The 13,195-nt window shown below is 61.3% G+C and carries 8 protein-coding genes; 6 read left to right on the top strand and 2 right to left on the bottom strand.

Annotation, left to right across the window (positions count from 1 at the left end):
• Positions 1 to 50: 50 nt before the first annotated feature.
• The 6 genes from KB449_RS08835 (at position 51) to KB449_RS08810 (ending at position 10,373) form a co-directional block, all read left to right on the top strand.
• Positions 51 to 3,398 (top strand): glycosyl hydrolase, encoded by a 3,348-nt coding sequence (locus KB449_RS08835; RefSeq protein WP_282908024.1) that lies wholly within the window; start codon positions 51 to 53, stop codon positions 3,396 to 3,398.
• Positions 3,399 to 3,462: 64 nt separating this feature from the next.
• Complete coding sequence (locus tag KB449_RS08830) at positions 3,463 to 5,286, top strand: cache domain-containing sensor histidine kinase (RefSeq protein ID WP_282908023.1); 1,824 nt, start codon at positions 3,463 to 3,465, stop codon at positions 5,284 to 5,286.
• Complete coding sequence (locus tag KB449_RS08825) at positions 5,261 to 6,871, top strand: response regulator (protein WP_282908022.1); 1,611 nt, start codon at positions 5,261 to 5,263, stop codon at positions 6,869 to 6,871. Before KB449_RS08830 ends, KB449_RS08825 begins: the two co-directional genes overlap by 26 nt.
• A gap of 158 nt (positions 6,872 to 7,029) precedes the next feature.
• Positions 7,030 to 8,556 carry an ABC transporter substrate-binding protein gene (locus KB449_RS08820; protein WP_282908021.1) on the top strand — a complete coding sequence of 509 codons (1,527 nt, stop codon included), beginning with the start codon at positions 7,030 to 7,032 and terminating at the stop codon, positions 8,554 to 8,556.
• A 90-nt stretch (positions 8,557 to 8,646) separates the two neighbouring features.
• Positions 8,647 to 9,528, top strand: a complete 882-nt coding sequence (locus KB449_RS08815) for a carbohydrate ABC transporter permease (protein ID WP_282908020.1) — start codon at positions 8,647 to 8,649, stop codon at positions 9,526 to 9,528.
• Positions 9,529 to 9,545: 17 nt separating this feature from the next.
• Complete coding sequence (locus tag KB449_RS08810; protein WP_282908019.1) at positions 9,546 to 10,373, top strand: carbohydrate ABC transporter permease; 828 nt, start codon at positions 9,546 to 9,548, stop codon at positions 10,371 to 10,373.
• A 64-nt stretch (positions 10,374 to 10,437) separates the two neighbouring features.
• On the opposite strand, the gene KB449_RS08805 is transcribed toward KB449_RS08810, so the two are convergent.
• Positions 10,438 to 11,670, bottom strand: a complete 1,233-nt coding sequence (locus KB449_RS08805) for an MFS transporter (RefSeq protein ID WP_282908018.1) — start codon at positions 11,668 to 11,670, stop codon at positions 10,438 to 10,440.
• A gap of 80 nt (positions 11,671 to 11,750) precedes the next feature.
• Complete coding sequence (locus tag KB449_RS08800) at positions 11,751 to 13,085, bottom strand: LLM class flavin-dependent oxidoreductase (protein WP_282908017.1); 1,335 nt, start codon at positions 13,083 to 13,085, stop codon at positions 11,751 to 11,753.
• Positions 13,086 to 13,195 lie beyond the last annotated feature (110 nt).

Below are 13,195 nucleotides of genomic sequence, written 5' to 3'. Positions count from 1 at the left end.
ACGCCGCGGGGATAAACTGGCTGAAACAACGCCGAGGAGGTTGCATCCGCATGCATTCACCTGACACATCTGCCACATCTGCCGCTTCTGCCTTGCCAGCCACATCGGCCGACAAACACCTGTCAAGCTTCGCCGATCCTGCTGCCATCTACCGCCCCGCCCCGCTCTGGGTGTGGAACGACGACATGGAGTCTGATTCTATCCGCTTCCAGCTGCGCGAGCTCGCCTCGCACGGCTTCGGCGGCGCCTTCGTCCACCCCCGTCCCGGCCTCATAACCGAATATTTGTCGCAGACGTGGTTTGAACGGTGGGGCGACGCGCTGGAGGAGGCGTCCAAGCTCGGACTGAAGCTGTATATTTACGATGAAAATTCGTATCCCTCGGGCTTCGCGGGCGGGCATGTCCCGTCGGAGCTGCCGGACTGTCTCGCGAACTCCGTGCTGTTCAACGAATACGGGCCGGACGAAGTCGCGCGCAAGCTGGCGAACGCTTCGCCGATGCTGAACCGTCCCGGTCATCCGATCAAAGCGTTCGCGGTGCGGGAGGCGCCGGGGCGAAAGCCGGCCTGGGAGATCGTCCGCGACGTCACGCTGCTGCCGATGACGCAATGGCGGGAGCACGGGGACCGCTTCTGGGTGTTCGAGCTCGGAACGCCGATGACCAACAACTGGCTCGGCGGCTTCGCGTACGCGGACCTGCTGCGGCCGGAGGTGACGGCGCGTTTCCTCGCCGTCACGCATGAAGCGTACCGCGAGCGGTTCGGAGACCGGTTCGGCACGCAGATTCCCGCTTTGTTCACCGACGAGCCGGAGATCTCGCCGGGCAACCTGTTCGAGCACGGCTCCCCGCTGCCGTTCAGCTTCTGGTTCGCCGGCGAGTTCGAGCGCCGCAACGGCTACGACCTTCGCGATTATTTGCCCTTTCTGTTCCGCGACGCCGCGATCGCCTTCGAGACGGCGCCCGCAGTCGATGCGGCGAAGGTCCGGTTCGATTATTTCGAGACGATCCGCGAGCTGTGGGTGAACAACTCGGTGCGCCCGATCTCGCAGTGGTGCGAAGCGAACGGCATCGCCTACACGGGCCACTATATCGAGCATCAATGGCCCCATCCGTTTCATCGCACGTCCCCGGCCGTCATGTCGCTCTACGAATTCATGCAATGGCCGGCCATCGACATGCTGGAGACCAAGCTTCTTCGTGCCGACGCCGCCAAACCCGGCGCCAGCTCCGCTTTTTTGCCGTTCGTGCCGCCGAACGAGGCGCAGCGCGCGCAAGGCGCGTACAACGATCCCGCGGCGATGCTCACCGTGCGCGAGGCGCACAGCGCCGCCAATCAGTTCGGCAGGGAGCGCGTGCTGTGCGAAGCCTACGGCGCCGGCGGCTGGGACTCGTCGTTCGAGGATTACAAGCGGATCGGCGACTGGCTGTACGTGCACGGCATCAACTTCCTGAACCAGCATCTGACCTACGGCACGATCGTCGGCGCGAGAAAACGGGACCATCCCCAATCGTTCGATTGGCGCCAGCCGTGGTGGGACGAGTATGCGCAGCTGAACGATTACTTCGGCCGGCTGTCGTATGCGCTCTCCCAGGGCCGGACGGTCAACCGGATCGCCCTGTTCAATCCGACGACGTCCAGCTTCGTCGCGACGGCCGAGGCGGTCGAAGGCGATCCGCTCTACCAGCAGGGCATCGTCGACATGCTGGCTCTCGTGCAGTCGCTGTCCGACCGTCAATGGGATTACGATCTGTGCGACGAATACATCATGGAGGGACATGCCGACGTCGAGGCTTCCAGCCTGCGCGTCGGACAAAGTCGCTATGAGATCGTCATCGTTCCCGCGGCGATGACGCACATGAAGGCTTCGACCGTCGCGCTGCTGCGCCGCTTTCTGGAGGGCGGCGGCATCGTGATCGCGGCGAATCGGGCGCCGGATCGGGTGGACGGCGCGCGCAGCGAGGAAGCGGCGGCGCTGGCGCACCTTCCCGGCTGGCATCCGGCCGCGGATGCGGCCGGCCAGCTCGCGCTGCTGTCGACCTTCGCCGCGCCGCGTCTTCGTCTTGCGGTAGAAGGGACGGCCGCGCCGAGCGGAATCGCGCATCTGCGCCGCGAGCTGGGGGACGGCTCGGCCTTGTACTTCATCGCCAACTCCCGCAGCACCCGTTTCGAAGGCACGGCGACGCTGCGCGGACGGCGCGCCGAGCTGTGGAATCCTTTGGACGGCTCGGCGACGGCGCTGGGCCAGTCGCCGGACGACGACGGCTGCCTGACGCTCGAGCTGTCGCTGAACGCGTCGGGCTCGCTGCTGCTGCGCGTCTACGAGGAAGCTGCCGCCGGCGCAGGGTTCGATGTCGCCGACACAGCGCCCGAAGCAGTGCCCGGCGTCCCGCAGCCGCTCCCGCGCCGGACGGCCGCATCGAAGCGAAGGCCAGTCGCGCTCTCCGCGCCGGAGATCGTGCCGGAGCGGGACAATGTGCTCCCGATCCTGCACTGCGACCTGTACGCCGGCACCAAGCAATATGTCGGCTTGCACACAGTGCACGCCGCCCGCTTCGCCTTCGAGCATCACGGCTTCGAGAACAATCCGTGGGACAACGCCGTCCAGTTCAAGCGGCGGCTGCTGGACCGCGAAGCCGCCTTCGACGCGCGCAGCGGAATTACGGCCGACTATCATTTCCACGTGGACAGCCCGGACGACATCGGACCGGTGAGGCTCGAACTCGAGCGGCCTTCTTGTTACCGAATCGCCGTCAACGGTATCCCGGTCGAAGCCGTCCCCGGCACCTCAAGGCTGGACCGTCACATGGGCGCCGCCGATATTACGCGGACGCTGCGGCCGGGGCGCAACACGATACGGCTGGAGGGCCGCCCGTTCTCGATCTGGATGGAGCTCGAACCCCTTTATCTGTTCGGACAGTTTACGGTCGCACCGAATCCGGACGGAGGCTGGCGTCTGGCGACCGACAGACCGCTAGGTCTGGGCGACTGGCGGGATCAGGGCTACCCGTTCTATTCGGACGCCGTGCGCTATCGCCATTCGTTCACCCTGCCGGACGAGGCAGAACGCGTCTTTTTGTCCGTTCCCTCCTGGCACGGCTCGGTGATCTCCGTAACGGTGGACGGCGAGCAGGCCGGGCTGCTCGGTCTCGAGCGCGGCGACGAGCTGGAGCTTACCTCCTTCGTGCGTCCGGGCACCGTCCACACACTCGACTGCCGGCTGAGCGGCACCTTCCGCAACCTGCTCGGACCGCATTTCGACGCCGCCAAGCCCCGCAATATAGCGTGGCCGGGCGCCTGGAAGCGCTCGCCGCTCGAAGGGCCGCCGCCGGCGGAAGACTATGACCTGTTGTCTTACGGATTGCTCGCGCCTATTGAAATTTGGACGATCCCCCGTTAACATACGACTATCGCCAGGCAGTCGTGGCGCCTTGGTGGCCGACGCGCGGAAGGACGGGAACGCTTTGAAAAAAATATGGACGTTCAAGCAGAAGTTGGTGCTGACGTATGTCATTTTTATCGTGCTTCCCATGTCCGTGCTCGGTCTGGGCGCCTACCGTCTGTACAGCGAGGCCATGGAAAAAAAGGTAAGCGATTTCGTGCAGCAGGTCGCTGTGAGCACCTCGTCCAACATCGAGATGTACATCCGCGAGCTGGAGCAGTTCACGCTTATGCCCTATTACAATCGCGAGCTGCAGGACATGCTGACAACCGGGACGGCAACCGGGGAAGCGCCGGACACGGATATCAAGCTCACGCTGGAAAAAAACTTCAGCTTCTGGCAGTCGCAGCGAGGCAGCATCGAAAATATTACGTACTTCAGCAAGCCGGGCGAAGGCGCGAGACGCATCTACAGTCTCAGCTACCTGCTGCCCGGCCTTTCCATTGAGCAAATGCCCTGGTACAAAACCTTCGACAATTCCGATGCGCTATTGGCCACCTTAAGCCTGCATCGGCCCGAAGCCAGCCAGCTCGTTCAAAACGGCGAGCCACTCCAGGTTTTCTCCCTCATTCGCAGAATCTATTACACCTCAACCATACTGAACACCGCAGGGTATTTTCAGGTCGACTTTACAATCGAGGATATCGAGCGCATCATGAGCCGGGTCAACAGCGAGAAAAACGGATCTTTTTTCGTACTCGACGCGGACAGCCAGGTCGTATATGCCGACGATCCGGTGAATCCCGAACTGCTGGCGTCCGTCGCAGGTCTTCAAGCGGGCGGCGACGGTCCGCGGATCATCGATCTGGACAAACGAAAAACGATCGTCGTGCAGCATCCCGTAGGAAAGATGGGCTGGACCGTCGTCGGCTACGTTCCCGTCTCCCGCATCGTATCCGGCATCGCCTCGGTCCGCAACTCCATGCTGCTGATCGGCATCGTATGCATCGCGATCGCCTTGGCGGTGTCCACAGGCATTTCCTATAGCATGACCAAGCCCATCTACCGGCTCATCTCGCTCATCAAGCGGGTCGAGCGCGAAGACTTCCAGATCGAATACGACAATCCCCCGCGCAACGAGCTCGGACAGCTGATCCGCAGCTTCATCCGCATGAGCCGGCGGCTGGACGAGACGATCCGCCACCTGTATCAGGCCGAGATCGTCCGCAAGGAAAGCGAGCTGCAGGCGCTTAGGTCGCAGATCAATCCGCATTTTTTGTTCAACACGCTGGAGACGATCAAGATGCGGGCGGAGCTCGACGAAGCCGACGACACCGTCGACATGATCACCGCGCTCGGCAAGCTCGTCCGCTCGTCGCTCCAGTCCGGTAGCGACTTCATCACGCTGCAGGAAGAGAAGGATTACTTGATGAACTACCTTTTGATCCAGGAAAACCGCTACGGCAGACGCTTCGACATCTCGGTTCGCTTCGAGAAGGCGCTGCTGTCGCATTATATACCGCGGTTGCTCGTGCAGCCGCTGATCGAGAACGCGTTCTACCACGGACTGGAGATGAACCAGGGCAAGGGCAGGCTGACCGTCGCGATCACAGCCGAGCCGGGCGCCCTCAAGGTGCTCGTCGCGGACGACGGGCTCGGCATGCCGCTCGACAGGCTGCTGGAGCTGCGGCGGCTGATCGGCATGGAGACGCTGAGGCCGCAGCAGGGCGGCGGCAGCATCGGACTGGTCAACGTAGCGGCCCGCATCCAGCTGTATTTCGGTCCTCCCTATGCCATGAACATCGACAGCCGGCCCGGTCAAGGGACGGAGGTCACGCTGCTGCTGCCCCTCATTGCAAATGAAAGCGAGGTCGAACGTTATGTATCGCATTATCATCGCGGATGACGAAACCGCGATTCGTCAAGGTATCCGCAAAATTTTGCAGCGCTTCGCGCCGCAGTGGGAGCTTGTCGCCGAAGCCGAGGATGGCGAGGCCGCCATGCGGGAGATCGTCCGGCTCCAGCCCGATCTCGTTATCCTCGACTATCGGATGCCCGGGCTGACCGGCATCGAATGCTGCGAACGGATCGCGGCGGAGTCGCCGCAGATCCACCGGATCTTGCTGACCGCCTATCAGGAGTTCCAGCTCGCCAAGCAGGCGATCGACCATGGCGTCGCTGCGTTCATCACCAAGCCGCTCGACCGCGGCGAGCTGCTGCGGACGCTGGACAAGGTCGCGCAAGCGATCGAGCACGAGCGCGGCGAGCGGGCCAGACTGGACGCGCTGCAGCAGTCGCTCCAAAAAGCCGCGCCGCTGGCGGAAAAACTGTATTACCGGCATTTCCTCTTCGGACAGGACGATCAGGAGCTTGCCCAGCTGCTCGTCGAAGCCGGTTACCCGCCCCTGCACGACCGCGACGGGCACGATCTGATCGTCCTGGCCGTCAGTCCCGACTGGATCGAGCCGCAGCGCTTCCGCCCGTCCGACGAGGAGCTGTTCCGTTATGCGCTGACCAAGTTCGTCGAGGAATGGTGCGCCCAAGACCCGCGCTGCTACGTGCTGCAGGATCATATCGGCCAGGTCGTCGTCCTGATGAGCCGGACGGCCGGCGATTCGGCGTTCGCCCCGGAAGCCCGCGGCCGGGCCGCTGCGCTCAAGCAGGCGATCGAGCAGAGCTTCCGCCGCGCCGCGACCGTCGGCATGAGCGGGCTGTATCCCTTCGCCGCTGCCTCCGACGCCTACCGGGACGCCTCGCTCGCCGTCACCTACCGGCTCGTCTGCGGCGGCGGACAGCTGCTGTCGCTGCCGGAGCTGCGCGCCGACAAAAAAATGAATTTGTCTTCGGGCCCGGCGGAGCAGATCGAGCTGTCCTTGGAGCAGCTGCTGCTCGGCAACGGCGAAGAAGCGCTGGCGATTTTCGAACGGCTCGCCGGCGCCGACCTGATGCTGCCGGTCGAGCTGCGCAGGATGACGACCCATTATTTGCTGCGGCTCGGCGCGCAGTTGCGGCTGATGGACCTGGATCTATCCGCCATCAGCGGCAGATCGCTGGAGGACTGTCTGCAGGCGGCGGAGTCGGCGGTGACGCGCGATTCGCTGATGGGCATGATCGGCACGCTGCTGCGCCTCCTCGCACAGACGATCGCTCAGGAGCAGAGCGGGCAGGACGCCCCGCTGCTGCAGCGGGTCCAGCAATACGTGTCGGAATCGCTGGCCGAAGGCGTCAGCCTGCAGTCGGTCGCCGACCGCTTCGGGATGAACGCCAGTTACTTCAGCCGCCGTTTCAAATACGAGACGGGACGGAATTTCGTCGTGTTCCTCAAGGAGTGCCGCATGGAGCGGGCCAAGACGCTGATCGAGCAGAGCGAGCGCAGTCTTCAGGAGATCAGCGAGCTGATCGGCTACGCCGACCTCAAGCATTTCTACCGGGTATTCAAGGAATACACCTCGTACTCCCCCACCGAGTACAAGCGGCGTCACGGCTTCTAAGCGCACTAGCTTCTAAGTGAACTAGCTTCTGAGCGCACCAAGGTAAAAAAATTCATCCGAAAGTAAAATCTCCCCCACTACCCGCGCGCGAAGGCCTGAACTAAGATGAATACAGGAATGAGTGCGCTTTCAAAATAACGATCTCGAGGGGGATGGCCATGATAACGAACAAACTCGCCAAAAGCTCCGCAGCCCTGATCGCGCTCGGTCTCGTGCTTAGCGCTTGCGGCGGCAACAACGCCGAAGAAGGGCAGTCCGCTTCGTCGGCGCCGGCATCCAGCGGCACAGCCAGCGGCACGGCCGGTGGCGCGTCCGGCGCTGCGAATGGCTGGAAGGGCACGATCACGATGTACGCCCAGGTGTACACGCCCAACTCCAAAAATATCGCCGGTTTGAAGCAGCAGAAGGCATTGCAGGAAGTCGCCAGCGAATACGAGGCCGCGCATCCCGGCATCAAGATCGAATTCGTCGACGAAGAATTCAAGGACTACACGCAGACCGTGCGGGTCAAAGCGGCCGCCGGCGAGATGTTCGACGTCTTCTGGGGCCAATGGGCGGAATTGAACAATACGTTCCCCAAGGGGATCGCGGAGGACCTGACCCCCTACTTCAGCCAGCCGAACCCGTATATTCCCGGCAAAGCCACCTGGGGCGAGGCGATGAACGCCACCGTCGTGAGCGAGACGAAGTCGCCGGACGGCAAGAGCTACAACATCAACGGCGACTATGTCGCGACCGCGTTTTTCTATAACAAGGACCTGTTCGCGAAAGCGGGCATCTCCCAGCCGCCTGCCAGCTGGTCGGAGCTGATCGAGACAACCAAGAAGCTGAAGGACGCCGGCATTACGGCAATGTCGCAAGCGCCTGACTACGACTGGTTCCAGCGGCACTTCCTGTCGGACTTCTACGCCAAGGAATTCGAGCAGATCGCCGGCTTCGATCAAAGTCCCGGCGTCTCCTCGCTCGATCAGAGCGTAGCCGTCGCCAAGGGCATGCTGAACACGTCCGACCCGCGGTTCATGGGCTGGTGGCCGATGTTCAAATCGTTGACCGACAACTGGAAGCCCGACTATCTGTCGTCCGAACCCGGCGTCGTCGGCAGCAACGCCCGCAACGACTTCCTCGCCGGCAAAACTGCGATTTTCTACGACGGCAGCTGGCTCCCGGAAAACGCGAAAGACGCCAAAGTCAGCTTCGAGCTTGGCTCCTTCAACTTCCCGGTGCTGACGCAGGCGGACACGCCGTATACGACGGGCACCGACGTCTCCGGCGCGGTCGGCGGTCCCAACGCAGCCTTCCAATTCGCCGTCGCGACCAAGCAAGCCAACGCCTCGATGAAGGAGGCCGGCAAGCAAGCCGCCGTCATCGACTTGCTGCAATTCGTCGGCACGCCGAAAAACGTCGAGCGCATCGTCAACGAACACGGCACCTTCGTACCGACCTGGCCGGATACGAAGCCTGCTGAGAGCATGGCCGAGCTCGCCAATCAGGCGTCCAATGAATTGAAGGCGCTCGGCGTCGGCGGCTCATCGCCGAACCTGAACAAAAACATGCAGCGAATTTTCGGCCTCTACCTGAGCGGCAATATCGACATCGCCAAAGCGACCTCGGACGTGAAAAAAGAGCTGGACGGGGCGATCAAGGAATATCAATCCAAAAACAGCGTCGATCTCGGAAAATACTAAGGCGTCGAGAGATTTTACAGGAAAAGGGGGCCGCCGCTTCGCAGCGCTCCCTTTTTTAATCCCCCGAAGCCATGGAAGGACGAATGCCGCATGACCGGAAAAGCCAAGCTGAAAACCGCGCTGACCGGATACGCCTTTATACTGCCGACGTTTGTTTTCTTGATCTGGTTCACCTATTATCCGGTCTATCAGGCGCTGATCGGCGCCTTCACCGATTGGGACGGCTTCAATGCGCCGCGCTATATCGGTCTGGACAACTTCGTTCGCCTGATGAGCGACGAGGTGCTGCGGCAATCTACGATCAACGCTTTGATCTGGGTCGTCCTGTCGATCGTACTGGCCGTCGTACCGCCCTTTCTTGTCGCGGAGCTGATCTTCCAGTTGAAGCGCGAGCGCGCGCAGTACATTTATCGGACGCTGTTCGTCTTGCCGATCGTCATTCCCGGCATCGTCACCATTTTGCTATGGCGGTTTTTGTATCAGGGAGAGGGCGCCATCAACCAACTGCTGGAGCTGATCGGTCTCGGCTCGCTGCAGCAGCTGTGGCTCGGCGATCCCAATATCGCGCTTTATTCAATCATTCTGATGGGCTTCCCGTGGATTAGTGCGTTTAATCTTCTTATCTTCTACTCCGGCCTGCAGAACATCTCCACCGAAGTGCTGGAGGCCGCCAAGCTGGAAGGCGCGACGGGCTGGAAGCGCGTATGGCGGATCGACATCCCCTCCTCCTTCCCGCAGCTGCGGCTGATCATCATCCTGACACTGATCGGCAGCCTCCAAAACATCGTTCCTCCGCTCATCATGACGAACGGGGGGCCTGGCTACTCCACTTACGTGCCGATTTTGCATATGTACAACGTCTCTACCGTCAACGGCGAGTTCGGGTACGGCATGTCGATCGCGCTGGTCATGTTTGTCGTCATCCTGCTGTTGACGCTGGTCAACATGAAGCTGGTCAAATCCGAATCCTGAGGACAGGAGGTCCACCGATGCGCGTACACCGCCTCCCGGGAGCGGGGCAACTTTTGCTGTTGCTGCTGCTTGTGTTCAATCTGCTGCCCATTTACTTCATTCTCGAAAACTCCGTCAAATCGCCGCTCGAATTCGCGTCCAGCACGCTGTCCTTCCCGAAGGCGCTGCAATGGAGCAATTACGGCGCGGCCTGGGACAAAGTCGGCCCGTCACTGTACCATACGTCCATCATCATCGCGGCCAGCGTCGTGGCCATCGTCGCCTTTTCCGCCATGAGCGCCTACTCGTTTTCCAAGCTTCGCTTCCCGCTCAAAAACACGCTGTTTCTGCTCGTATTCGGGCTTCTGCTGATTCCGGGCTTTCTGACGCTCATTCCGCTTTATTTGCAGATCAAAAAGCTGGGCCTAAGCGACAGCTATCTGGCGCTTATCCTGCCGTATATCGCCGGTGGACAGGCGTTCAGCATTTTTGTCCTCAAGACGTTTTTCGAGCAGCTGCCGGACGAGATCTTCGAGGCGGCCCGCATCGACGGCGCGGGCAACATCCGCATCTTCTCGACGATCGTGCTGCCGCTGTCCGTCCCGATCTGCACGACGGTCGCCATCATCAATATTACCAGCCTGTGGAACGACTACCTGCTGCCTTCGCTGCTGCTAAACCGCGCTCACCAGACGATCACGATGGCGCTCGTCGCGTTCGAAGCCGCCGCCGGCAACTACGGCCTGAGCGACTACGGCGGCATGATGGCCGCCTACCTGATCGCGGCCGTCCCGCTGCTGCTGCTGTTCTCGCTATTGATGCGCAACTTCGTCGAAGGCATCTCCAGCGGGTCGATTAAGATGTAAGACGCGCCCGAGGCCGCCCCCTGTCATTTTCATGACTTTCGGGACGGCCTCGTTCTTTGAGAAGCTATGTGGAATTGGCAGCATTCGCAGACTTCCCTGCGGCCCTGCCCGTTCGCGCAACCACGGCCCGATCGAATCGGCTAATCTGGATGAACCAGGCCGCGCCAAGCAGGACGCCCCCGGTCAACGCGAAGACGAGCGAAATGCCAAAGGCGCTGCCCACGATGCCGCCAAGCAGCGGGCCGAGCACGAAGCCGAGCATGTTCGCCGATTGGCTCAGGCTCACGGCTCTACCCCGGAAGTCGCTGTCGGCGAATCGCACGATCAGCGCGTTCAGCGACGGGAAGACGGCCGCATAAAAAAGACCGTAGCCAAAGCGCAAGCCGGTGAAGGCCGCGACGCCGGGAACAAGCAGTTGCAGCAGACTGCCGATCCCGCCGCCTACGAGGCCGACGATTAGCGTTTTCCCCAGACCCCAGCGCCCGCCCATTCGTCCCCAGAAAGCGCCGGTCAATACGGTAGCCAGCCCTACAGCGGAGAATGCGATCCCCGAGCTGAGCATGGCATCGCTTGCGTCCGCGCCGAGTTCGACGACATAGAGTGACAGCAGCGGCTCCAGCATGTAGGTTGACACCGTGACGACAACGATGATGCCGTAAATACGAAGCAGCATCGGCGTCATCGCCGCCTGCCGCAAGTCTTGCCGAATGGTCGTTCGGACCGTATCGCGCCGTCGGTTGGCCTCCCGAACGCCGATGACGATCAAGGCTGACAGAACCATGAGAACGCCCGAGAGAATGAAGCATCCCCGCAACCCGATCCATGTACTGATCAAGCCGCCTGCCAGCGGGCCGATGATGCTCCCTGCGGCTGTGGACGTCGACATGACGCCAAGCGCGTAGCCGACATGTTTCTCCGGCGTATTGGTCCCGACCAGCGTCATGGATGCCGGATAGAAGCCTGCCATCACGCCTTGGAAGACGCGAACGGCCAGGAACGAGATCAAATCTAAGACGAAGATGTTGGCGAAATAAGCGAGACCAAGCCCGATTCCCGAACGGATCAGCATCGGCTTGCTGCCGAAGCGATCCGAGAGCGAGCCCCAGAACGGCGCGCATAAGCCGCTCACCAGGAAGCTGATCGAGATCGCGGCGCCGGCCCACGTCTCGACATGTTGAGCTACGCCAAGGTCCTGTCGCAGAAACAAAGGGTAAAAGGGCGTGGATAGCGTGGCCGCCATGCCGTTGATAAACAGGCCGCACCAAAGCAGATACATGTTGCGTTTCCAATCGGGCAATGCGACGCCTCCTGTTCGTTATCGCTCTCCCTTACGCCGCCGCTGGAGAGCCGGTGTCGCAGCGCCTTATCCTTCGTTTGTCAGCTTCCGATACCGGCGCGCTCCTTCACATACCGGTTTTCCCGGAAGGGCAGGCCGAGATTGCCGCGTAGCGTGTCGCTCTCGTATTCCGTGCGGAACAAGCCGCGCTCCTGCAAGATCGGAACGACCAGGTCAACGAAGTCTTCCAGCCCGCCGGGAACGGCTTCGAACAAAATGAATCCGTCCGCCGCGCCACCTTCGAACCATTGCTGAATCCGGTCCGCCACCTGCGCGGGCGTCCCAATGAATTCGCTCCGCCGCGTTGCCGCACGCAGTGCGACCTCGCGCAGCGTCCAGCCATTGGCCTTGGCATCCGCCTTAATTTTGTCGGTACCGCTCTGGAAGCTGTTGCGCCCCAGCTCTCCGATATCCGGGAACAGCTCGTCCAGCGGATACTGACTGAAGTCGTGGTGCTCGAAAAACCGGCCGAGATGCTCCAGCGCCTTTTCGACGGTGACAAGCTCGGCGATCTCCCGGTACTTCCGTTCGGCGTCGGCTTCCGTCTCGCCCACTATCGGTCCGATGCCCGGGAACACGAGCACTTCATCCGGAGAACGGCCGAACGCGCGCGCGCGTTCTTTGATGTCATTATAGAAGGAGACCGCATCCTCGATCGTCTCGTGTCCGGTGAAGATGGCGTCCGCTTCCTTCGAGGCGAAGTTCTTGCCGACCTCCGACGATCCTGCCTGGAAGATCACCGGCTGTCCTTGCGGAGAACGCGCGATGTTAAGCGGCCCCTGGACGGAGAAGTACCGGCCCGAGTGATTCAGCGTGTGCAGCTTCTCCGGATCGAAGAAGACGCCGGTCTCCTTGTCGCGAACGAAGGCGTCGTCCTCCCAGGAGTCCCACAGGCCTCTCATAACTTCCAAATATTCCGCCGCGATCTCGTACCGCTCGTCGTGCTCGGGATGCGCTTTATTGTTGAAGTTGGCGGACGTCCCCTCGAGCGGAGAGGTAACGATATTCCAGCCAGCCCTGCCGCCGCTGATCTTGTCGATCGTACCGAATTGGCGCGCGACCGTGAACGGCTCGCTGTAGGTCGTCGACAACGTCCCGACAAGTCCGATGTTAGTGCTCTGGGAAGCGAGCGCACTCAGCAACGCGATCGGTTCGAAGCGATTGAGGAAATGAGGAATCGATTTCTCATTGATGAACAAGCCGTCCGCAATAAAAATAAAATCGAGCTTGCCCTCCTCGGCTTTGCGCGTCCAGCTCTTGTACAGTTCGAAGTTGACGCTTGCGTCCGCTTGAATCTTGGGATGCCTCCACCCGCTTACATTGCCGCCCACGCCGTGAAGCGCCGCGCCGAACTTGATCTGCCTGCGATTCGCCATTTCGTTTCTCTCCTATTCTCCTATATTCCTATTATTTCAGTAGGTTTTATTCCATTGTACGTATCCATGGAGGCGATTGACTAATCGATAAATCCAATTGATGCATTTAA

The sequence above is a fragment of the Cohnella hashimotonis genome, from assembly GCF_030014955.1.
Classification (GTDB): domain Bacteria; phylum Bacillota; class Bacilli; order Paenibacillales; family Paenibacillaceae; genus Cohnella; species Cohnella hashimotonis.
The sequence above is the reverse complement of the archived record's forward strand: the minus strand, read 5'-3'. Positions and strand labels throughout refer to the sequence as shown.

Excerpts from the sequence above, each read along its gene's own strand:
- KB449_RS08810 (WP_282908019.1), top strand. The coding sequence starts at position 9,546 with ATGCGCGTACACCGCCTCCCGGGAGCGGGGCAACTTTTGCTGTTGCTG.
- KB449_RS08835 (WP_282908024.1), top strand. The coding sequence starts at position 51 with ATGCATTCACCTGACACATCTGCCACATCTGCCGCTTCTGCCTTGCCA.
- KB449_RS08815 (WP_282908020.1), top strand. The coding sequence starts at position 8,647 with ATGACCGGAAAAGCCAAGCTGAAAACCGCGCTGACCGGATACGCCTTT.
- KB449_RS08800 (WP_282908017.1), bottom strand. The coding sequence starts at position 13,085 with ATGGCGAATCGCAGGCAGATCAAGTTCGGCGCGGCGCTTCACGGCGTG.
- KB449_RS08820 (WP_282908021.1), top strand. The coding sequence starts at position 7,030 with ATGATAACGAACAAACTCGCCAAAAGCTCCGCAGCCCTGATCGCGCTC.
- KB449_RS08825 (WP_282908022.1), top strand. The coding sequence starts at position 5,261 with ATGTATCGCATTATCATCGCGGATGACGAAACCGCGATTCGTCAAGGT.